The 21,863-nt window shown below is 61.9% G+C and carries 18 protein-coding genes; 11 read left to right on the top strand and 7 right to left on the bottom strand.

The genetic code is table 11. The annotated features are described in order from the left end of the window. Nucleotides 1-29 precede the first annotated feature (29 nt). From QNH97_RS00855 to QNH97_RS00845, 3 genes are all read left to right on the top strand, one after another. Entirely contained in the window at nucleotides 30-695 is a 666-nt protein-coding gene (locus QNH97_RS00855) for a fumarylacetoacetate hydrolase family protein (protein WP_283555176.1), read from the top strand. 240 nt (nucleotides 696-935) lie between these two features. Next, nucleotides 936-1,868, top strand: a complete 933-nt coding sequence (locus QNH97_RS00850) for an SdiA-regulated domain-containing protein (RefSeq protein ID WP_283555175.1) — start codon at nucleotides 936-938, stop codon at nucleotides 1,866-1,868. Between the two features lie 118 nt (nucleotides 1,869-1,986). Then, nucleotides 1,987-2,901 carry an SdiA-regulated domain-containing protein gene (locus QNH97_RS00845; RefSeq protein WP_283555174.1) on the top strand — a complete coding sequence of 305 codons (915 nt, stop codon included), beginning with the start codon at nucleotides 1,987-1,989 and terminating at the stop codon, nucleotides 2,899-2,901. Between the two features lie 140 nt (nucleotides 2,902-3,041). Here QNH97_RS00845 and rpiA read toward each other — a convergent pair whose 3' ends face one another. Then, nucleotides 3,042-3,716 (bottom strand): ribose-5-phosphate isomerase RpiA, encoded by a 675-nt coding sequence (gene rpiA, locus QNH97_RS00840; RefSeq protein WP_283555173.1) that lies wholly within the window; start codon nucleotides 3,714-3,716, stop codon nucleotides 3,042-3,044. Between the two features lie 137 nt (nucleotides 3,717-3,853). On the opposite strand from rpiA, the gene ilvA reads away from it, so the two are divergent. After that, the gene (gene ilvA / locus QNH97_RS00835; RefSeq protein WP_283555172.1) at nucleotides 3,854-5,368 is read left to right on the top strand and encodes a threonine ammonia-lyase, biosynthetic; all 1,515 of its coding nucleotides are present in this window, start codon (nucleotides 3,854-3,856) and stop codon (nucleotides 5,366-5,368) included. A gap of 46 nt (nucleotides 5,369-5,414) precedes the next feature. After that, a complete protein-coding gene (locus QNH97_RS00830) occupies nucleotides 5,415-5,843 on the top strand; it encodes a DUF2269 family protein (RefSeq protein WP_283555171.1) in 429 nt (142 codons plus the stop codon). A 104-nt stretch (nucleotides 5,844-5,947) separates the two neighbouring features. Here QNH97_RS00830 and QNH97_RS00825 read toward each other — a convergent pair whose 3' ends face one another. Next, a complete protein-coding gene (locus QNH97_RS00825; RefSeq protein WP_283555170.1) occupies nucleotides 5,948-6,604 on the bottom strand; it encodes a histidinol-phosphatase in 657 nt (218 codons plus the stop codon). A gap of 143 nt (nucleotides 6,605-6,747) precedes the next feature. Between QNH97_RS00825 and QNH97_RS00820 the strand changes: the two genes are divergently transcribed. Together QNH97_RS00820 and ptsP are read left to right on the top strand one after the other, a co-directional pair. Then, the gene (locus QNH97_RS00820; RefSeq protein WP_003186867.1) at nucleotides 6,748-7,227 is read left to right on the top strand and encodes an RNA pyrophosphohydrolase; all 480 of its coding nucleotides are present in this window, start codon (nucleotides 6,748-6,750) and stop codon (nucleotides 7,225-7,227) included. Nucleotides 7,228-7,249: 22 nt separating this feature from the next. Continuing rightward, the gene (gene ptsP, locus QNH97_RS00815; RefSeq protein WP_283555169.1) at nucleotides 7,250-9,529 is read left to right on the top strand and encodes a phosphoenolpyruvate--protein phosphotransferase; all 2,280 of its coding nucleotides are present in this window, start codon (nucleotides 7,250-7,252) and stop codon (nucleotides 9,527-9,529) included. 152 nt (nucleotides 9,530-9,681) lie between these two features. On the opposite strand, the gene QNH97_RS00810 is transcribed toward ptsP, so the two are convergent. Then, entirely contained in the window at nucleotides 9,682-10,428 is a 747-nt protein-coding gene (locus QNH97_RS00810) for an NRDE family protein (protein ID WP_283555168.1), read from the bottom strand. A gap of 333 nt (nucleotides 10,429-10,761) precedes the next feature. Here QNH97_RS00810 and QNH97_RS00805 point away from each other — a divergent pair, with 333 nt between their 5' ends. From QNH97_RS00805 to QNH97_RS00795, 3 genes are all read left to right on the top strand, one after another. Further along, a complete protein-coding gene (locus QNH97_RS00805) occupies nucleotides 10,762-11,544 on the top strand; it encodes a sulfite exporter TauE/SafE family protein (RefSeq protein WP_283555167.1) in 783 nt (260 codons plus the stop codon). A 68-nt stretch (nucleotides 11,545-11,612) separates the two neighbouring features. Further along, nucleotides 11,613-12,422: a prolipoprotein diacylglyceryl transferase gene (gene lgt / locus QNH97_RS00800; protein WP_283555166.1), complete on the top strand. Its 810-nt coding sequence runs from the start codon at nucleotides 11,613-11,615 to the stop codon at nucleotides 12,420-12,422. A 50-nt stretch (nucleotides 12,423-12,472) separates the two neighbouring features. Continuing rightward, nucleotides 12,473-13,444 carry a thymidylate synthase gene (locus QNH97_RS00795; protein ID WP_283555165.1) on the top strand — a complete coding sequence of 324 codons (972 nt, stop codon included), beginning with the start codon at nucleotides 12,473-12,475 and terminating at the stop codon, nucleotides 13,442-13,444. Nucleotides 13,445-13,591: 147 nt separating this feature from the next. On the opposite strand, the gene cadR is transcribed toward QNH97_RS00795, so the two are convergent. Continuing rightward, nucleotides 13,592-14,038 carry a Cd(II)/Pb(II)-responsive transcriptional regulator gene (gene cadR, locus QNH97_RS00790; RefSeq protein WP_283555164.1) on the bottom strand — a complete coding sequence of 149 codons (447 nt, stop codon included), beginning with the start codon at nucleotides 14,036-14,038 and terminating at the stop codon, nucleotides 13,592-13,594. Nucleotides 14,039-14,124: 86 nt separating this feature from the next. Between cadR and QNH97_RS00785 the strand changes: the two genes are divergently transcribed. Beyond that, nucleotides 14,125-16,344: a heavy metal translocating P-type ATPase gene (locus QNH97_RS00785; RefSeq protein ID WP_283555163.1), complete on the top strand. Its 2,220-nt coding sequence runs from the start codon at nucleotides 14,125-14,127 to the stop codon at nucleotides 16,342-16,344. A gap of 204 nt (nucleotides 16,345-16,548) precedes the next feature. On the opposite strand, the gene QNH97_RS00780 is transcribed toward QNH97_RS00785, so the two are convergent. The 3 genes from QNH97_RS00780 to QNH97_RS00770 are packed head-to-tail and all read right to left on the bottom strand — an operon-like array spanning nucleotide 16,549 to nucleotide 21,757. Then, on the bottom strand, nucleotides 16,549-19,596 hold the full coding sequence (locus QNH97_RS00780) for an efflux RND transporter permease subunit (RefSeq protein ID WP_283555162.1): 3,048 nt from the start codon (nucleotides 19,594-19,596) through the stop codon (nucleotides 16,549-16,551). Beyond that, nucleotides 19,593-20,657, bottom strand: a complete 1,065-nt coding sequence (locus QNH97_RS00775; RefSeq protein WP_283555161.1) for an efflux RND transporter periplasmic adaptor subunit — start codon at nucleotides 20,655-20,657, stop codon at nucleotides 19,593-19,595. Before QNH97_RS00775 ends, QNH97_RS00780 begins: the two co-directional genes overlap by 4 nt. After that, nucleotides 20,654-21,757 (bottom strand): efflux RND transporter periplasmic adaptor subunit, encoded by a 1,104-nt coding sequence (locus QNH97_RS00770; protein ID WP_283555160.1) that lies wholly within the window; start codon nucleotides 21,755-21,757, stop codon nucleotides 20,654-20,656. The genes QNH97_RS00775 and QNH97_RS00770 overlap by 4 nt, the downstream gene beginning before the upstream one ends. Nucleotides 21,758-21,863: the final 106 nt, after the last annotated feature.

Genomic DNA, 21,863 nt, shown 5'->3' with positions numbered 1-21,863 from the left:
CTGATGAATCCCAGAAGCAGGAGTCGGTAATGAGCTATCAGCACCAGTATGTCGACGGTACCCGTATTCATTTCCCGCTGGGGAAAGTGGTGTGTATTGGCCGTAACTACGCCGAGCATGCCAAGGAACTGGATAACCCGGTCCCCACCGAACCCTTGCTGTTCATCAAGCCGGGCAGTTGTGTGGTGCCATTGGAAGGCGGTTTCAGCATTCCTGCCGACCGCGGTTCGGTGCACTACGAAGCAGAAATCGCCGTGCTGATCGGCAAGCCGCTGTCGACCCGCCCCAGTGTGGAAGAAGTGCTGGACGCCATCTCCGGCTTCGCCCCGGCCCTGGACCTGACCCTGCGGGACAAGCAGGCCGAACTCAAGGCCAAGGGCCTGCCCTGGGAAGTCGCCAAGTCCTTCGATGGCGCGGCGGTAATCGCACCGTTCGTGTCCAACGCCACCTTTGCCGACCTGACGGACATCCCCGTTCGCCTGACCATCAACGGTGAAGTGCGCCAGGACGGCAACAGCAGCCTGATGCTCAACCCCATCGTGCCGATGATCCAGTACATGGCCGGCTGCTTCTCGCTGCAAGCGGGCGACGTGATCCTCACCGGCACCCCGGCGGGCGTCGGGCCGCTGAATGTGGGTGATGAACTGGTGCTGGAATTGCCGGGGGCGAGCCGCTTCGAAAGCAGCGTTCGTTAACTCGGCTTTGTGACCGCAAGAGATCATGTGGGAGCGAGCTTGCTCGCGATAGCGGTGTGTCAGCCAACATCCATGTTGAAGGTGATGGCCTCATCGAGAGCAAGCTCGCTCCCACAGGGTATACATGGCGCACATCCAATCATTTACCGTTTTTTTCACATGCCATCCGGATAATTCCGGGGAATGCGGCATCTGAGCCAGTCATTCCCTTTGCCCGAACTCTCTGGAACGCATTCCCCGATGGCCAAACCCCAAGCACTGTCTTCCACGAAACCTGTCCGCCGCTCTCGCTTCGCCCTGCCTTGGTACGCCTGGTCGCTACTGGCGCTGGCTGCCGCCTACGGCCTGGCGTTTGCGATGCATTGGGATGACCGGGGCCTGCTTTGGCTATCGGAACACCTTCAGAGCCCGGCCCAGCGCCAGGAAAGTACCTGGCTGCCGGACTACCACGCCGTGATCGACGCCAAGCCGCTACCAGGCATGGAGAAGGACGAAGCGTCCGATTTGACCTACAACCCGCAAACCAAAACCCTGTTCGCCGTCATGGGCAAAAATCCGTTCCTGGCGGAGCTGAGCCTGCAAGGCGACGTGCTGCGCAAGATGCCGCTGGTAGGCTGGGGCAATCCCGAAGGCGTGGCCTATATGGAGAACGGCCTGCTGGCCATTACCGATGAGCGAAAACACTCCCTGACGATCGTCCACGTTGATGCCAGTACCCGCGAACTGAACAAAGCCGACTTCCCCCGCTACGATCTCGGCCCATCAAAAAACCAGAACAAGGGCTTCGAAGCGATCGTCTGGGACCCGCGCAACCAGCAACTGATACTCGGAGAGGAACGTCCGCCTGCGCTGTTCACCTGGAAAAGCGACGGCAGCCAACTGCTCAACGGTGACAAGCAGATCCATACCAGCAATGAATTGGACCTGCGCAACCTCTCGGCCCTGGCGATGGACCCGCGCACCGGCCATTTGCTGGTGCTCTCGGCCGACTCCCATCTGCTGCTGGAGCTGGACGAAAAAGGCGAGCAGGTCAGTTTCATGACGCTGCTGGGCGGCTTCAACGGCCTGAAGGACACGATCCCCCGCGCCGAAGGCGTCACCATCGATGAGGCTGGCAACCTCTACATGGTCAGTGAACCGAACCTGTTCTATCGTTTTGAAAAACAACCTTGATCGCGCTAACTCTGTAAGATAATTCCCCTTTCCTTGTAGGGCGTGGCATACCGCCATTAAGCTTCAGTTCAGGCAGCCGTGGTATTTCCAACCACCTGTTTCTATCCGAGCCACCCAGATGCGTCGACTCGCCCGCCCCAAACCCTTGATTTTAATACTCTTGATCAGCGCACTGATCGCCTCGATCGCTGTGGGGCAGTACCTGCGCCTGTTCGAGCGCGCCTGGTTCAATCTCAATACCCTCTGGCGCCCCCTCAGCGAACAGTCCATCGGCCTGGATCAATACCGGGTTACGGTGGAGGCGCGGGAGATCGAAGGTCTGGACGACGACGTGTCGGCACTGACATTCGACCCGGTACGCGAGAGTCTTTTCACCGTCACCAACAAGAATGCCGAACTGATCGAGTTGTCACTGGACGGCAAGATCCTGCGGCGCGTGGCGCTGATCGGCTTCGGTGATCCTGAGGCGGTGGAGTTCATCAGCGAAGACACGTACGTGATCACGGACGAGCGCCAGCAACGGCTGATCAAGATTCACCTCGACGACGACACCCAATTCCTCGACGCAGCCGAAGCCGAGCAAATGACCCTTGGCGTGCACATGAAAGGTAACAAGGGATTCGAAGGGCTGGCCTACGACTCGGTGGGCAAACGCCTGTTCGTGGCCAAGGAGCGCGACCCGATGCTGATTTATGAAGTGCACGGTTTTCCCCATCACAATCCGGAAAAATCCTACGCGGTTCATGTGATCAACAACCCCAAGCGCGATGCCGGTCTGTTCGTGCGTGACCTCTCGAGCCTGCAATACGACGAACGCAGCGGCCATTTGCTGGCGCTGTCCGATGAGTCGCGGTTGATTATCGAGCTGGATATCGACGGTCGGCCGTTAAGCACGCTTTCGCTGAGCAAGGGTCGCCAAGGCTTGCAGAAAACCGTGCCTCAGGCCGAAGGCGTCGCCATGGATGACGACGGCAACTTGTATGTGGTGAGCGAGCCGAATCTGTTTTATGTGTTCAAGAAGCCGCAGCCTTGATCCTGACCTGGCGCAGACCCCAGGTGGGAGCGAGCTTGCTCGCGATGACGGAGGTACATCCGACATCTGCGCAAGCTGACCCACTGCCATCGCGAGCAAGCTCGCTCCCACAGGGTCAGGTATCAGCCACAGTCACCTGATTATTCAGCCCGCAGGGTCTTCACCCCTTCAAGGGTCCCCAGCAACAGCACATCCGCCGGACGCGCCGCGAACAGACCATTGGTGACCACGCCAACAATAGCGTTGATCTGGCTTTCCAGTTCTACCGGGTTGGTGATCTGCAGGTTGTACACATCCAGGATGATATTGCCGTTATCGGTCAACACGCCTTCGCGGTACACCGGGTCGCCGCCCAGCTTCACCAGTTGACGAGCGACGTGGCTGCGGGCCATCGGGATCACTTCCACCGGCAGCGGAAACGCGCCGAGCACCGGCACCAGCTTGCTGGCATCGGCGATGCAGATGAAAGTCTTGGCCACGGCCGCGACGATTTTCTCACGGGTCAGGGCCGCGCCGCCGCCCTTGATCAGGTTCAGGTGCGCGTCGCTTTCGTCGGCGCCATCGATGTAGAACTCCAGGTCGCTCACGGTGTTGAGCTCGTACACCGGTATCCCATGACCCTTGAGCCGCGCAGCGGTGGCTTCGGAGCTGGCAACCGCGCCGTCGAACGCGCCTTTGTGTTGCGCCAGCGCGTCGATGAAGCAGTTGGCCGTAGAGCCGGTGCCGACCCCGACGATGCTCTTGTCATCCAGTTTCGGGAGGATGAGGTCGACGGCGGCCTGGGCCACGGCCTGTTTGAGTTGATCCTGGGTCATGCGGGCTCCGAAAGCGGGCAGGGAGTAAAGAGGGGCGCGAGTATAACCCAACAAAACCTTGGGATTCGTGTGGTCGCCCAGCCAAAAGCCGGGTTAGACTCCTTGGCCCTGCCCAACCCGCTCAGTGATGCTTTCCGATGCTTGAACAGTACGTCAAAAAGATCCTCACCTCGCGCGTTTATGACGTTGCCGTAGAAACCCCGCTGCAGACCGCTCGCCAGCTTTCCGAGCGGCTGGGCAACACTATCCTGCTCAAGCGCGAAGACTTGCAGCCGGTGTTCTCGTTCAAGATTCGCGGGGCCTACAACAAGCTGACCCAGCTCAGCGACGAAGAGCGCGCCCGGGGCGTGGTCACGGCATCGGCGGGTAACCACGCCCAAGGCCTGGCGCTGGCGGCCAAGGTGCTGGGCGTCAAAGCCACCATCGTGATGCCCAAGACCACGCCGGAAATCAAGGTCGAAGGCGTTCGCTCCCGTGGCGGCAAGGTGGTGCTGCATGGCGACTCGTTCCCCGAAGCCCTGGCCTACTCGCTGAAACTGGTCGACGAGAAGGGCTACGTCTACATCCACCCGTATGACGATCCCCACACCATTGCCGGGCAGGGCACGGTGGCAATGGAGATCCTGCGCCAGCACCCGGCCCCCCTGGATGCGATTTTCGTCCCGGTGGGCGGCGGCGGGCTGATCGCCGGGATCGCGGCCTACGTGAAATACCTGCGACCGGACATCAAGATCATCGGCGTCGAGCCGGACGACTCCAACTGCCTGCAAGCCGCCATGGCCGCCGGCGAGCGAGTGGTGCTGCCAACTGTTGGGCTGTTTGCCGACGGCGTGGCCGTGGCGCAGATCGGCCAGCACACGTTTGATATTTGCAAGCACCATGTGGATGAAGTGATTACCGTCAGCACTGACGAAATCTGCGCCGCTATCAAGGATATCTACGACGATACCCGCTCGATCACCGAACCTGCCGGCGCCCTGGGCGTGGCCGGGATCAAGAAGTACGTCGAATCGCGCGGCATCAGCGGCCAGACCCTGGTGGCCATCGACTCCGGTGCCAACGTCAACTTCGACCGTTTGCGACATGTCGCCGAGCGCGCCGAGCTGGGCGAGGGCCGCGAAGCGATCATCGCGGTGACCATTCCCGAGAAACCGGGCAGCTTCAAGGCGTTCTGTGAAGCCGTCGGCAAGCGCCAGATCACCGAATTCAACTATCGCTACAACACCGGCAGCGAAGCCCACATCTTCGTCGGCGTGCAGACGCACCCGGAAAACGATCCACGCAGCGCACTGATCGCCAGCCTGACCGAGCAAGGCTTCCCGGTACTGGACCTGACCGACAACGAGCTGGCCAAGTTGCACATCCGCCACATGGTCGGCGGGCACGCGGCCCACGTCATCGACGAGGTGGTGCTGCGCTTCGAATTCCCGGAACGCCCGGGGGCGCTGTTCAATTTCCTCAACAAGCTGGGCGGACGCTGGAATATCTCGATGTTCCACTACCGCAACCACGGCGCGGCAGATGGCCGTGTGGTCGCGGGGCTGCAAGTGCCTCACGAGGAACGCCACCTGGTGCCGGCGGCCTTGGAGGAAATCGGCTATCCCTACTGGGATGAAAGCGATAACCCGGCGTATCAGCTGTTCCTGGGCTAAGAAAGTCGAGGCTAGACTGTTGGGCAAGACTTAAGGAAATCGAACGATGGAAACGTTAACCGCGCTGAAAATTGCTCACGTTGTGGCCACGGTGTTGCTGCTGGCGGGTGCCCTCGGGCTGGCCATCTGGGTCTGGCGCACGCGCCGCAGCGGCGATGCCACGGCGGCCGCTCGCACGTTGCAACGCCCTCGGCTGTTTGTCTGGCTGGTGATGGGCCTTGCGCTGGCGAGCCTGCCGTTCACCGGCTGGTGGATGGTGCATCAGATCGGCTGGCCATTGGGGCAGACTTGGTTGCTGGCATCCAGTGTGCTCTACACCGTGGCGGCGCTGGCTGGGTTCTGGCTGTTGGTGCGGTTGAACAAATTGCGCAAGCTGCCGGCGGCGGGCAGTGGCAAATTCACCTTGGCTCTGGCGCTGTTCAGCGTTGTCTGCTTTATCGCCATTGCGGGGCTGATGGGGGCCAAGCCGGTTTGAGGCTTTAGGCCGTGTCGCCCCTTTCGCGAGCAGGCTCGCTCCCACAGGGGATTTGCGTCGTTCCCAAAATCCTTGTGGGAGCGAGCCTGCTCGCGAAAGCTGTTTCAGCCGCGCAGACTGATCACCGGCCAACCCCGCTTCTCAGCCTCGGCCCTGAGGTTCGGATCCGGATCCACCGCCACCGGATGCGTCACCACCTCCAGCAGCGCCAGATCATTCATCGAATCGCTATAAAAATAGCTGCCGTCGAGCGAATGCCCCGTCTCTTCCAACCAGCGGTTCAACCGGGTCACCTTGCCCTCGCGAAAGCACGGGACATCCGTGCTACGCCCGCTGTAGCGACCGTCGATCATTTCGCACTCGGTGGCGATCAGGGTCTCGACCCCCAGGCGCTCGGCAATCGGCCCGGTGACGAAACGGTTGGTGGCGGTGATGATCACCAGCTTATCGCCAGCGTCACGATGTTTTTTCAACAGCTCGATGGCCTGGGGCAACACAATCGGCTCGATGCAGTCACGCATATAGTCAAGATGCCACTGTGCCAGCACGTCCATTTCGGTACGACCGAGGATTTCCAGGCAAAAATTCAGGTACTCGGCGTTGTCGAGCTTGCCGGCCAGGTAATCCTGGTAAAACTCGTCGTTGCGCGCTTTGTACGTGACGGCGTCGAGGAAACCCCGCTCACACAGGTAATCGCCCCACGCGTGATCGCTGTCGCCGCCCAGCAACGTGTTGTCCAAGTCGAATAAAGCCAGCCGCATTGCAGTTACTCGCTGAAAATTCTGAAGAAAGGCGTCCAGAATACGGACTTTTCACAAGAGTGCACATAAGGTGGGCAGGCTCGTTGCTGCTTTCACAACCTTTGTGGAACAATGCGGCGACATGCGTTTGCGAGGTTCTTGCCGTGATCGATCCCGATGGTTTCCGCCCCAATGTGGGGATCATTCTTACGAATGATGCAGGGCAGGTGCTATGGGCTCGCCGTATCAATCAAGACGCCTGGCAGTTTCCCCAGGGCGGGATCAATCCCCAGGAGACGCCGGAAGAGGCCTTGTACCGCGAGTTGAACGAAGAAGTGGGGCTTGAGCGAGAAGATGTCGAAATACTCGCCTGCACCCGAGGCTGGTTGCGCTATCGTTTGCCGCAACGCCTGGTCCGCACGCACAGCCAACCGCTGTGCATCGGCCAGAAGCAGAAATGGTTTCTCCTGCGCCTGATCTCCAACGAGCAGCGGGTGCGGATGGATTTGACCGGTAAACCGGAGTTCGATGGCTGGCGCTGGGTCAGTTATTGGTATCCGTTGGGCCAGGTGGTGACATTCAAGCGCGAAGTGTATCGACGCGCTCTCAAAGAGCTTGCCCCGCGCCTGCTGACGCGCGACTGACGACGGAGTTCGACCCCGAGCCATGCTCAATACGCTGCGCAAGATCGTCCAGGAAGTTAACTCCGCCAAGGATCTCAAGGCGGCGTTGGGGATTATTGTATTGCGCGTCAAAGAGGCCATGGGCAGCCAGGTCTGCTCGGTCTACCTGCTGGACCCCGAGACCAACCGTTTCGTGCTGATGGCCACCGAGGGCTTGAACAAGCGCTCGATCGGCAAGGTCAGCATGGCCCCCAATGAAGGTCTGGTCGGCCTGGTCGGCACGCGCGAAGAACCCTTGAACCTCGAAAACGCCGCGGATCACCCGCGCTACCGCTACTTCGCCGAAACGGGCGAGGAACGCTACGCCTCGTTCCTCGGGGCGCCGATCATCCACCACCGCCGTGTCGTCGGCGTGTTGGTCATCCAGCAAAAAGAGCGCCGTCAGTTCGACGAAGGTGAAGAAGCCTTCCTCGTGACGATGAGCGCGCAACTGGCCGGCGTTATCGCCCACGCCGAGGCCACCGGCTCGATCAGTGGCCTGGGCCGCCAGGGCAAGGGCATCCAGGAAGCCAAGTTCGTCGGCGTGCCAGGTTCACCGGGCGCGGCGGTGGGTACGGCGGTGGTCATGTTGCCGCCCGCCGACCTCGACGTGGTGCCGGACAAGACCATTGCCGACATCAACGCCGAGCTGGGGCTGTTCAAGACCGCCATCGAAGGCGTGCGGGCCGACATGCGGGCCCTGTCGGCCAAACTGGCGACGCAGCTGCGCCCCGAAGAGCGCGCGCTGTTCGACGTCTACCTGATGATGCTCGACGACGCCTCCCTGGGCAGCGAAGTGACCACGGTCATCAAGACCGGCCAATGGGCCCAGGGCGCGCTGCGCCAGGTGGTGACCGACCACGTCAACCGCTTCGAACTGATGGACGACGCCTACCTGCGCGAGCGCGCCTCCGACGTCAAGGACCTGGGCCGGCGCTTGCTGGCCTACTTGCAGCAGGAGCGCCAGCAGACCCTGGTCTACCCGGACAACACCATCCTGGTCAGTGAAGAACTGACGCCGGCCATGCTCGGCGAAGTGCCCGAAGGCAAACTGGCGGGGCTGGTCTCGGTATTGGGTTCGGGCAACTCCCACGTGGCGATCCTGGCCCGGGCCATGGGCATCCCGACTGTGATGGGCCTGGTGGACCTGCCGTACTCCAAGGTCGACGGCATCCAGATGATCGTCGATGGCTACCACGGCGAGGTCTACACCAACCCCAGCGACGTGCTGCGCAAGCAGTTTGCCGATGTGGTGGAGGAAGAAAAGCAACTGTCCCTGGGACTGGATGCGCTGCGGGACCTGCCCTGTGTGACCCTCGACGGCCACCGCATGCCATTGTGGGTCAACACCGGCCTGCTGGCCGATGTGGCCCGGGCGCAGAAGCGTGGCGCCGAGGGTGTGGGCCTGTACCGCACCGAAGTGCCGTTCATGATCAACCAGCGCTTTCCCAGCGAAAAGGAACAGCTGGCGATCTACCGCGAACAATTGGCCGCGTTCCACCCGCAACCGGTGACCATGCGCAGCCTGGATATCGGCGGCGACAAATCCCTGTCCTACTTTCCGATCAAGGAAGACAACCCGTTCCTCGGCTGGCGCGGGATTCGTGTGACCCTCGACCATCCGGAAATCTTCCTGGTCCAGGCCCGCGCCATGCTCAAGGCCAGTGAGGGCCTGAATAACCTGCGCATCCTGTTGCCGATGATCTCCGGCACTCATGAGCTGGAAGAAGCCTTGCACCTGATCCACCGAGCCTGGGGCGAAGTCCGCGATGAAGGCACCGACGTGCCTATGCCGCCGATCGGCGTGATGATCGAGATTCCGGCAGCGGTGTACCAGACCAAGGAACTGGCGCGGCAGGTGGACTTCCTGTCGGTCGGCTCCAACGACTTGACCCAGTACCTGTTGGCCGTGGACCGCAACAACCCACGAGTGGCCGACCTGTACGACTACCTGCATCCGGCCGTGCTGCAAGCCTTGCAGAACGTGGTGCGCGACGCCCATGCCGAAGGCAAGCCGGTGAGCATCTGCGGCGAAATGGCCGGCGACCCGGCGGCTGCGGTGTTGTTGATGGCGATGGGCTTTGACAGCCTGTCGATGAACGCCACCAACCTGCCGAAAGTGAAGTGGATGCTGCGCCAGATCAACCTCAGCAAGGCCCAGGAGTTGCTGGCGGAAGTCATGACCATCGATAACCCGCAAGTTATCCACAGCACCTTGCAACTGGCGCTGAAGAACCTTGGGTTGGCGCGGATGATCAATCCGGCTTCGAACAAGACGCTCTAACGAGCTTCTATGTGGCGAGGGAGCTTGCTCCCGCTCGGCTGCGAAGCAGCCGCAAGCTTTGCTGACACTGTCCTTATCGATATCGCCGCAATTGGGAGTGCTCCGCACTCCAGCGGGAGCAAGCTCCCTCGCCACGGGTCATCACTATTCCTTCAGATTTGTAGTTCCACCTCCCCCAAATGCCCCCCATGCGGCCCGTAGCTGCGCTCGACCATATGCCGCGCTCCATCGGCATGGACAATCAGCGCCGTACTTGCCCGCGTCCCATAGGCAGGGCTGGCAATGAACACACTCGACAACAACATCTCGGTCGCCAGCCCCACGCCCGTATCCGGCAGTTCTGCCACCGCGGCGGGTTGCGGGTCGTTCAGCAGGGCCAGCAATGCCTGGGGCTGCGGATCGCCCAGCACTTCGTCCAGCGCCGCGCGAGCCTTGAGCACCTTGGGCCATGGGGTGTTGAGCCCGGCGTTAGACAAACCATAGACACCTTCGGCCAGCCGCTGCGGCTGGCTATCGCGGGCATTGAAATGCCACAGCTCTGCACCATCGCCGAGCAGCAGATTGAACCCCCCAAACTCGCCAGCCCGAGGAACCACTTCGCTCAGGTACTCGGCAATGGGCAGATTCCCGCTCAGAAAGCGCGCCACCAGCTCGCCTCGCGACTTGAACGCCGGGAGCTGGCCCGGGTCGCGGATGTTCGTCAGGGCCGCGAAGCGACCGTCGGCACCAACGCCGAGCCAGGTGCCGCCGGCCTCAAGATCGCGACCGGCATGGACATGCGGCGCGTCAGGCCATTGGGCCAGGGGCAAGGTCGGCCGCGCGTAGAACTCGTCGCGGTTGGCCGCCACGATCAGTGGCTGGGCGTGGCCGGGTCGCCAGGCAAATATGATCAGGCACATCAGGTAGTCCTGTTAACAATGCCAATCCGTTGAAAGAGTACAGCCGCACACAGCCTTTGTGGCGAGGGAGCTTGCTCCCGCTGGGCTACGAAGTAGCCCCGAAATCCAGAGGCCAGTTTTTTCAGACAAGTCAGCGGGTTTTTGTTGGGAGGGCTTCGCCCTCCAGCGGGAGCAAGCACCCTCGCCACAACAGCGCATCACCAGCCACTATGTCCGGGGTTCTAAGCCCACTCTACCCGACATCGCCCCCACATCCATCACCTTCAGTGGAGCCCGAGACCCAGGATCCGGTACCATGCCGCTCTTGTTTCGGGGATGGCTGGGGAGACGCTGGTGGAATTTGTGCTCTATCTGCTACTCGGCGCCTGTGCCGGCGTGCTGGCCGGGCTGTTCGGCGTGGGTGGCGGGATGATCATCGTCCCGGTGCTGGTGTTCAGTTTCACCTTGCAGGGTTTCGACCCACAGGTGTTGACGCACCTGGCCGTCGGCACGTCCCTGGCGTCGATCATCTTCACCTCGGTCAATGCCGTGCGCGAGCATCAGCGCAGAGGCGCGGTGCGCTGGCCGATCTTCGCCTGGATGACCGTCGGGATCCTGATCGGTGCCGGTTTTGGCGCGATCACCGCCGAAGCGATCTCCGGTCCGCTCCTGCAAAAAATCATCGGCGTGTTCGCCATGATCGTTTCCGTGCAACTGGCCCTGGACTTCAAGCCCAAGGCCAGCCGCACGGTACCGGGCAAGCTCGGGTTGTCCCTGGCCGGCACCGTGATCGGCTGGGCCTCGGCGATTTTCGGTATCGGCGGTGGCTCACTGACCGTGCCGTTCCTGACCTGGCGCAGCGTGCCGATGCAGCAAGCAGTGGCAACCTCGTCGGCCTGCGGTTTGCCCATTGCCCTGGCCAGCGCCTTAAGTTTCATGATTTTGGGCTGGCACGATCCACTGCTACCGCCCCATAGTCTCGGCTTTGTGTATTTGCCGGCGTTACTGGGCATTGCACTGACCAGCATGGTCTTCGCCCGTTTTGGTGCGCGGCTGGCCCATCGCTTGTCGCCGCGCTTGCTCAAACGGCTGTTCGCCGCTTTGCTGTTCTGCGTCGGCCTGAGTTTCCTGTTCTGACGCAATCCTGGCTTAATCCCGAGGTGGCAGCGTCGCCCGGGTATTTTTGACGTTTACGAGGAATATCAATGCTGCCTTACCCGCAGATCGATCCGGTGGCCCTGGCCATCGGCCCGCTGAAAATCCACTGGTACGGCCTGATGTACCTGATCGGCATCGGCGGCGCCTGGCTGCTGGCGTCGCGCCGGCTCAACCGTTTCGACCCGACCTGGAACAAGGAAAAGCTCTCGGACCTGGTGTTCTGGCTGTCCATGGGCGTGATCGTCGGTGGCCGCCTGGGTTATGTATTGTTCTACGACCTGAGCGCGTACCTGGCCAATCCGACGTTGATCTTCGAGGTCTGGAAGGGCGGCATGTCGTTCCACGGCGGATTCATTGGCGTGATGCTGGCAGCACTGTGGTTCGGCAAGCGCAACAACAAGTCGTTTTTCGAGCTGATGGACTTCGTCGCCCCGATGGTGCCGATCGGACTGGGCGCCGGGCGTATCGGCAACTTCATCAACGCCGAACTGTGGGGCAAGCCGACCGATGTGCCGTGGGCGATGATCTTCCCGCCGTTCAGCGACCCGACGCAATTGCCGCGCCACCCGTCGCAGCTGTACCAGTTCGCCCTTGAAGGCGTGGCATTGTTCCTGATCCTCTGGCTGTTCTCGCGCAAGCCGCGGCCGACCATGGCGGTGTCGGGCATGTTCGCGCTGTTCTACGGAATTTTCCGTTTCATCGTTGAATTCGTCCGCGTACCGGACGCCCAGCTCGGTTATCTGGCGTGGAACTGGCTGACCATGGGCCAGGTGTTGTGCCTGCCAATGATCATTGGTGGCCTGGCGCTGATCTGGCTGGCTTATCATCGCGCGCCGGCTGCGGCGGCCAAGGTTTAAAAATTCGGACCCCGAGGCGCTGGCCTCGGGTTCAAGGACACAGGTAACTCATGAAGCAATATCTCGATCTGGTGGCCCACGTCATCAAGAACGGCACCAAGCAAGCCAACCGCACCGGCGTGAACACCATCAGTTTCCCCGGTGCCATGCTGCGCTATGACTTGAAAGACGGCTTCCCGGCCATCACCACCCGTAAAATGGCGTTTAAATCGGCCATCGGCGAGATGTGCGGATTTCTGCGTGGGGTCAACAACGCTGCCGAATTCCGCGCCCTGGGTTGTAAGGTCTGGGACCAGAACGCCAACGAAAATGCCCAATGGCTGGCCAACCCGTTCCGCCAGGGCGAGGACGACCTGGGCGAGATCTACGGCGTGCAATGGCGCAAGTGGCCGGCCTACAAACAGATTCCCCTGAGCAACCCCGCGGCTATCGAGCAGACGCTGGCCCAGGGTTACCGGCAAATCGCCGAAGGCGAGGAAAACGGCCAGACCTACGTGGTGCTGTACAAGGCCATCGACCAGGTGCGCCAGTGCGTCGACACCATCATCAAGGACCCGGGCAGCCGCCGTATCCTGTTCCACGGCTGGAACTGCGCCCAGCTCGATGAAATGGCCCTGCCACCGTGCCATTTGCTCTATCAGTTCCACCCGAATGTCGAGACCAGGGAAATTTCCCTGACCCTCTACATCCGCTCCAACGACCTGGGCCTGGGCACGCCGTTCAACCTCACCGAAGGTGCCGCGCTGCTGAGCCTGATCGGCCGCCTGACCGGCTACACGCCGCGCTGGTTCACCTATTTCATCGGTGATGCCCACGTTTACGAAAATCACCTGGACATGCTCAACGAACAGCTCACGCGCGAGCCGTTCCCGATGCCGAAACTGGTAATTTCCGAACGTGTGCCGGAGTTTGCCAAGACCGGCGTGTACCAGCCAGAGTGGCTGGAGTTGGTCGAACCGAGCGACTTCTCCCTCGAAGGCTACCAACACCACGCGCCGATGACCGCGCCGATGGCGGTCTAACCAACACCGCCATCCCCCTGTGGGAGCGAGCTTGCTCGCGATCAGGCCATTACATTCAACATAGATGTTGACTGCTAAGCCGCTATCGCGAGCAAGCTCGCTCCCACATTGGATCTCCATGGGGTCAAGATCGGTGGCTTGGGGCACTCAATGCCCATGACTCCTCCCCACATGTGAATGCTCCACCTCCGGCGCCACCGCCCCGCTCACCTCCAGGCGCTGCAAGATCCCGCATTGATCCAGGTCCGGCCCTTCGCTGCAGCGATGGCGCAGGTCGATCAGTTGTGTCTGCAAGGCCAACAGGCCGTCGATGCGAGCCCTGACGTGGTGGATGTGTTCGTCGATCAGCGCGTTGACGTTTTCACATTGGTCCTGGGGGCTATCGCGCAGGACCAGGAGGCTGCGGATTTCCTCCAGGGTCATGTCCAGGGTGCGACAGTTGCGGATAAACGTCAGCCGTTCGGCATGGGCCTGGGTGTAGACGCGGTAATTGCCATCGCTGCGGGCCGGTTCCGGCAGCAGGCCTTCACGCTCGTAATAGCGGATGGTTTCGACCTGGCAGTCGGTGATCTTTGCCAGTTCTCCGATCTTCATCGCGTTGCCTCCCAAATAGGTGCTTGACCCTATAGTGGCTACAGGGTCTTTACTGTGCAACAGGCACTTTTCACGGACGTCACCCGATGAGCGATTCCATTCACACCCACAAACCCGACCATGGCCATGACCACGGCCATTCCTGCTGCGCCTCGAAAGCCGCACCGACGGTGGTCAACCTCGGCAAAGCCCCGACGGACGGCGGGCGGCTGAGCAGTTTTCGCATCGAGGCCATGGACTGCCCCACCGAGCAGACGCTGATCCAGAACAAACTTGGCAAGCTCAAGGGCGTGCAGCAGCTGGAGTTCAACCTGATCAACCGCGTGCTGGGCGTGACCCATGAGCTGCCCAGCGATGCGCCGATCATCGACGCCATTCAATCCCTGGGCATGCAGGCCGAGCCGTTGACGCCGGGCCAGGACAAAACCACCCACACCGCGCCGGCCGCGGCCAAGCCCTGGTGGCCGTTGGCGCTGTCCGGCGTCACCGCCCTGGGCGCCGAAGTGATCCACTTCACCAACGCCGCGCCAGACTGGGTGGTCGCCTTGGTGGCGCTGGTGTCGATCCTCAGCGGCGGCCTCGCTACGTACAAGAAGGGCTGGATCGCCCTGAAAAACCGCAACCTGAACATCAACGCGCTGATGAGCATCGCCGTGACCGGCGCCGTGCTGATCGGGCAATGGCCGGAAGCGGCAATGGTGATGTTCCTGTTCACCGTGGCCGAGTTGATCGAAGCCAAATCCCTGGACCGGGCGCGTAACGCTATCAGCGGCTTAATGCAAATGGCCCCGGAACGAGCCACCGTACAACAGGCCGATGGCACCTGGCTGGAACAGGAGGTCAAGGCCATTGTCCTCGGTGCGCGGGTGCGGGTGCGTCCTGGTGAGCGCGTTGGCCTGGACGGTGACGTGGTCGCCGGCCGTTCGACCATCGACCAAGCCCCCATCACCGGCGAGAGCCTGCCGGTGGAAAAAACCGTGGGCGACAAGGTGTTTGCCGGCACCATCAACCAGGCCGGCGAATTGGAGTACACCGTGACCGCAGCCGCCGACCATTCCACCCTGGCGCGGATCATCCACGCCGTGGAGCAAGCCCAGGGCGCCCGTGCGCCGACCCAGCGCTTCGTCGATCAGTTCTCGAAAATCTACACCCCGGCGGTGTTCGTCCTGGCCCTGGCCGTGGCTGTCCTCCCGCCGCTGTTCATGGGCGCGGCGTGGTTCGACTGGATCTACCGGGCGCTGGTGCTGCTGGTGGTGGCCTGCCCCTGCGCACTGGTGATTTCCACCCCGGTGACCATCGTCAGCGGCCTCGCCGCAGCGGCTCGCAAAGGCATCCTGGTGAAGGGCGGTGTCTACCTGGAGGGCGGCTACAAGCTCGACTACCTGGCCCTGGACAAGACCGGCACGATCACCCACGGCAAGCCTGTGCAAACCGACTATCTGGTGCTGGATCCGACCGTAGAATCGACCGCTCCGGACCTGGCCGCCGCCCTCGCCGCCCGTTCTGATCACCCGGTCTCCCGCGCGATCGCCAATGCCGCTGTGGATAAGCAACGGGCGGCACAGGTTGTGGATAACTTTGCAGCGCTCCCGGGACGCGGGGTGCGCGGAGACATCAACGGCCAGACCTATCACCTGGGCAATCATCGCCTGGTGGAGGACCTGGGCCTGTGCTCCCCCGAGCTGGAAGAAAAACTCTTCGCCCTGGAAAAACAGGGCAAGTCCGTGGTGTTGCTGCTCGACGGCAGCGGCCCCTTGGCGCTATTTGCCGTGGCCGACACCGTGAAGGACTCCAGCCGCGAAGCCATCCGGCAACTGCATGACCTGGGGATCAAGACCCTGATGCTGACCGGCGACAATGCCCACACCGCTGAAGCGATTGCCGCGCAAGTGGGCATCGATCAGGCCCGGGGCGACCTGCTGCCGGAAGACAAGCTGCAAGCCATCGAGGCGCTGTACGCCCAGGGGCACCGTGTCGGCATGGTGGGCGACGGCATCAACGACGCCCCAGCCTTGGCTCGCTCGGAAATCGGCTTCGCCATGGCGGCGGCCGGGACCGATACAGCCATCGAGACGGCCGATGTCGCCTTGATGGACGATGATCTGCGCAAGATTCCGGCATTTATCCGCCTGTCGCGGCAGACCTCAAGCATCCTCAAGCAGAACATCGCCTTGGCGCTGGTGATCAAGGTGATCTTCCTTGGGGTGACCTTTGCCGGGTTCGCGACCATGTGGATGGCGGTGTTTGCCGATATGGGGGTGAGTTTGCTGGTGGTGTTCAATGGGTTGCGGTTGTTGCGCAAGTAAAAGGCCAGGCTGACTGGGCTGGCCTCATCGCGAGCAAGCTCGCTCCCACAGGATTTCACCGAAGATCAAGCTCCGCAGAAACCCGTGGCGAGGGAGCTTGCTCCCGCTTGAGTGCGAAGCGCTCATCGCTTATTGGGCTGCTTCGCAGCCCAGCGGGAGCAAGCTCCCTCGCCACAGAAGCAGTGCATGGCAAGCTCCCATGTCTCAATCGCGCTTGGGCTCACGAATCTTGTACCAGGCCACATACAACGCCGGCAGGAACAGCAGCGTCAGCAGCGTGGCGATGATGATCCCGCCAATCATCGCGTAGGCCATCGGCCCCCAGAACACTTCCCGCGCAATCGGGATCATCCCCAGGCTCGCCGCAGCGGCGGTGAGCAGGATCGGGCGGCGCCGGTGCTGAGTGGCTTCCACCACGGCATCCCAAGGCTCGTAGCCGTCACGTTCATATTCATCGATCTGGGTCACCAGGATCACCGAGTTGCGGATAATGATGCCGATCAACGCGAGAATCCCAAGGATCGCCACGAAGCCCATGGGCGTTCCCGTCGGCACCAGCGCCAGTACCACCCCAATGAGCCCGAGGGGCGCGACGCTGGCCACCAGGAACAGTTTCTGCACGCTGTGCAGCTGGATCATCAGGAACGTCGCCATCAGGAACAGCATCAGCGGCACCACACTGGCGATAGGTCCCTGGGCCTTGCTGCTCTCCTCCACCGTACCGCCGGTAGCGACCTTGTAGCCCACCGGCAGGCCGGCGGCGAACCTGTCGATCTCCGGCTGCAGTTGCTTCACCAGGTCCGTGGGTTGGATTTCATCGCGCACGGCGGCCTTGATGGTGATGGTCGGCTTGCGGTCGCGACGCCATACCAGCGGCTGTTCCAATTCGTAGCGCACCGTGGCGAACGCCAGCAGCGGAATCGAGGTACCGCTCGGCGTGACGATCTGCAGGTTCTGCAGGGTTTCCGGCGAACCGCGCTCGGCGTCTTCAGCACGGCCGACCACGTCGATCAGGTAAATATCGTCGTTGACCTGGGTCACTGGCGAGCCGCTGACGATGCTGTTCATCAGCTTGGCCACGTCATCCGAAGACAACCCCAATTGCCGCGCTTTGTCCTGGGCGATGTCGATGCGCAGGACCTTGCCCGGCTCATTCCAGTCGTAAATGATTTCGCCGATGTGCGAGTTCTTGTCCAGCTCCGTGGCCAGCTCGATGGCGTGCTTGCGCACCAGGTCGATGTCCTTGCCGCTGACGCGGTACTGGATCGGCCGTCCCACTGGTGGTCCCATTTCCAGGGCCTGCACGTAGCTGCCAATGCCGACGAAGTCCTCGCGCAGACGCTTTTGCAGGCGCTCCGTGAGGGCCGTGCGCGACTCCAGGCCCTTGCTGACGATCACCAGTTGCGCGTAATACGGGTTCTGCAGTTGCTGGTCCAAGGGCAGATAAAACCGAATCGCACCTTCGCCGATGTAGGTGCTCCAGCGCGCGATGTCCGGATCGCCCTTGAGGGTTGCCTCCAGGCGGTCGACAGCCTTGCGCGTCTCATCCATCGAGGCGTTTTGCGGCAGGTTGAGGTCCACCAGGATTTCCGGCCGGTCCGAAGATGGAAAAAACTGGTTCTGCACAAAGCGCATGCAAAACACCGCCAGCACAAACAGCACTATCGTAATGCCGATGGCCCACCAACGATTGCGCATCGCCCACAACAGGCCACCGTTGAAGACTCGCCCGACACGCCCCGGTTCGGCGCTGTGAGGCTTCACGTTGGTACTGAGGATGTGCACGCCAATCACCGGGGCGAACAGCACCGCGACGATCCACGACACCAACATCGCCACCGCGATCACTGCAAACAGGGTAAAGGTGTACTCGCCGGCAGAGCTGGCGTTCAGGCCGATCGGCACAAAACCAGCCACGGTCACCAGAGTCCCGGTGAGCATCGGGAACGCCGTCGAGGTGTAGGCGAAGGTCGCGGCCTGCTCCTTGGTTTCGCCTTTTTCCAGGCGCGTGACCATCATCTCCACGGTGATCATCGCGTCGTCCACCAGCAGGCCGAGGGCGATGATCAGCGCGCCGAGGGAGATCCGCTGCATGGTGATGCCGCTGTACTCCATGAACACAAAGACCATCGCCAGCACCAGCGGAATCGAGCAGGCCACCACCAACCCAGCCCGTACGCCAAGGCTGATGAAGCTGACGACCAGCACGATGATCACCGCCTCGAACAAGGCGCTGGTGAAGCCGCCGACCGCCTCCTCCACCACCTCAGCCTGGTCCGACACGGTGTGCACATCAACACCCATCGGCAGGTCGGCGGTCAGCTCGTTCATACGCGCATGCAGGGCCTTGCCGAATTCCTGGATGTTGCCACCCTTCTTCATTGCGATGGCCAGGCCAATGGCAGGCGTACCGTTAAAACGAAACATTGGTGTGGCGGGGTCGACGTAACCGCGGCGGATATCCGCGATGTCGGCCAGTCGGTAGAACCGATCGTTGAGTCGAAGATTGACGTTGGCCAGGTCCTTTTCCGATTGGAATTGCCCCGACGTGCGTACGGAAATCCGCTCGGGCCCGGCGTCGATAACCCCCGCAGGGGTCACGGCATTCTGCGATTGCAGGCTCTGCACCACCTGGCGCTGGTCGATGCCCAATGCGGCGAGCTTGCGGGTGGAGAAGTTCAGGTACAGCACTTCATCCTGCTCGCCCAGCATCTCGACCTTGCCCAGGCCCGGCACCTCACGGATTTCGGCGCGCACCTGCTCGACATAGTCGCGCAATTGCCGCATCGACAGGCCGTCACCCGTGAAGGCATACACCGAACCGTACACATCGCCGAACTCATCGTTGAACCCCGGCCCTTGCAGGCCTTGGGGGAAGTCGCCGCGAATGTCATCGATCTTCTTGCGTACCTGGTACCAGATCTCGGGGATTTCCTCGGCCCCAGTGGTATCGCGCAGGTACACGAACACCGTCGATTCCCCCGGTCGGGTGTAGCTTTTGACGTAGTCGAGGGAGTCGAGCTCTTCGAGTTTTTTCTCGATGCGATCGGTCACCTGCTTGAGGGTTTCTTCCTGGGTCGCGCCCGGCCAGCGGGTCTGGATGATCATGGTCTTGATGGTGAACGAAGGGTCTTCTTCCCGGCCCAGGTTCATGTACGAAAACACGCCCATCAACAGGGCGACAAACATCAGGTACCACACGAACGACTGATGCCGCAGGGCCCATTCGGATAAGTTGAAAGGCCCTTTCATCGTACGTCCTCGTCGAGTTTCACTTTCTGCCCCGGCTTGAGGCTGTTCACGCCGGCCGTGACCACACGGTCGCCAGCCTTGATGCCGTTGGCCACCAGCACCGAGTCAGCCGAACGTTCGAGAATCCGCACCTCACGGGGGGAGACGGTCTGGGTTTGCGGGTCGATGAGCCAGATCCGCGCCTTGCCATCGATCTCTTGCAGCGCACTGAGGGGCAGTTCAATGCGTGGCTCGATGGTCGAACTCAGGGTCACGCTGATCGCCGTGCCCAGGCGAAAACCTGGCGGAGTATCGGCCAGCGTCAAACGCGCCCGACGCGTACGGGTAGCGCTCTGTGCCTGGGGTTCGATCTCGCGCACGGTGACGGTGGTGCGCAGGGTTGGGTCCAATTGCGCGGCGACCTCGAACACCACGTCCTCGGGCAGACGCTCGGCCAAGCCGGCCGGCAGGTCGATCACCGCTTCCTTGATGTCGGGACGGGCCAGGGTCACCACTTGCTGGCCCGCAGTGACCACCTGCCCGGCTTCAGCATTCCAGGCCGTGACGACGGCATCATGGTCCGTGCGCAGTTCGCTGTAGTTGAGCTGGTCGCGCGCCTGTTGCACCGAGGCCTGGGCCTGTTCGAGGGACGCACCGGTGGTTTTCAGGTCGGTCTGGGCAATGTCCAGTTGGGCCTGGGCGCCGACACCACGGTCAAACAATTGCTGCTGACGACGAGCATTGGCCTGGGCGTTGATGTACTGCGCCTCGATCCGCGCCAGATCGCCCTGGGCAGCCCGCAACTGGTTCTGTTGATCGGTAGGGTCGAGGGTGGCGAGCAAGTCGCCCTTTTTCACTTCGGCACCGACATCGACGTTGCGACGGGCGATCCGCCCTGGCACGCGGAAACCCACGTTACTTTCGTAACGCGCCTGGATGCTCCCGGCGAACCGCCCGAGGGCCTGTTGGTCGAGCGCCCGGACCTCGATCGACAGCACTGGACGCACCGGCTCAGGTGGCGCCTCTTCCTTCGAGCAAGCCGCCAGCAGCAGGCCGGCCAAAACCATCCACAGACGCTTCATGGCTGAGCTCCCGCAGGAGGGTTCGTCGAGGTGTTTTCGGCGATCTCGACGCGCACGCCAGGATGAAGCAATTGCCCACCAGCAGTGACGACTTTCTCGCCACCCTTGAGCCCGTCGCTGATGATGACCTTGCCCGTCAGGTATCGGCCAACGGTCACGTTATGCAACTGCGCCTTGCCCTCTCCGTCCACCAGCCACACGGCCGGGTCGCTGAGGTTTTTCGTCAGCGCCGACCAGGGCAGCTCCACAGCCGTCTTGCCTGCGGACTTGGCCGTGGCACTGACCACCGAGCCCAGGCGCATCCCTTCGGGCAAATCGTTGAGGGTGACCTTGACTTGCACGGTGCCCGTTTCGGCGGACACCGCCGGGGTGATCTCACGGACCGTACCGGTGGTCTTGATGGCAGGGTTGTCCAGCAAGCTGATGATGATGGAGGGGTCCGATGGCGGTTCTTGCAACAAGGATTCGTAGATGTTGAACACCGCGTCGCGCTCGCCATCGCGGGCCAGGCTGAAGATCGGCTCCGTGGCCTGCACCACCTGGCCAACCTCGGCCTGGCGCGCGGTGACAATGCCCGGCGCCTCGGCGATCAGTGCGGTGTAGCTCAGTTGTTCGCGGGCGTTGGCCAACTGGGCCTGGGCAGCGGTCAGTGCGCTCTGACTGCTGCGCAGTTGCGCCTGGGCCGCATCGTATTCGCTTTGGCTGGTGTAGCCCTTGGGCAAGAGTTTTTGCTGGCGCACGAAGGCCGCCGCACTTTGCTTGACCCGCGCCTGTTCGGCGGCCACCTGGGCTTCGGCGGAGTCGACGTTGGTCTGCAAGTCTCGAGGGTCGAGCCGGGCCAGCACTTGCCTGGCCGAAACCCGGTCACCGACATCCACCTTACGCTCGATGATCTTGCCAGCCACGCGAAACGACAGATCGCTCTGCACTCGAGCCTGGACATCGCCGGTCAGGGTCACCGAAGCCGCGTATTCGGAAGGCATGGCTTGCTGCACGAACACTCGCGGAAAGGCTTTTTCCTCGGGTTTTTTATCACCGCATCCCGCCAGCAACAGCACCGTGCTCAGGCCAACGACCAGTTTGATTCGGGGACCCGCCATGCAGACTCCTTGTGTTGTACGGACGTGCCAGTGACGATACGACTGTGAGCTTAGAACAGGGTTCAACGCCAAGCATAGGATCGCCAAGAATCACGTGTGCCGGCGA

The organism is Pseudomonas sp. G2-4 (assembly GCF_030064125.1).
Taxonomy (GTDB): domain Bacteria; phylum Pseudomonadota; class Gammaproteobacteria; order Pseudomonadales; family Pseudomonadaceae; genus Aquipseudomonas.
This window is presented reverse-complemented; position numbering and strand designations above follow the sequence as displayed.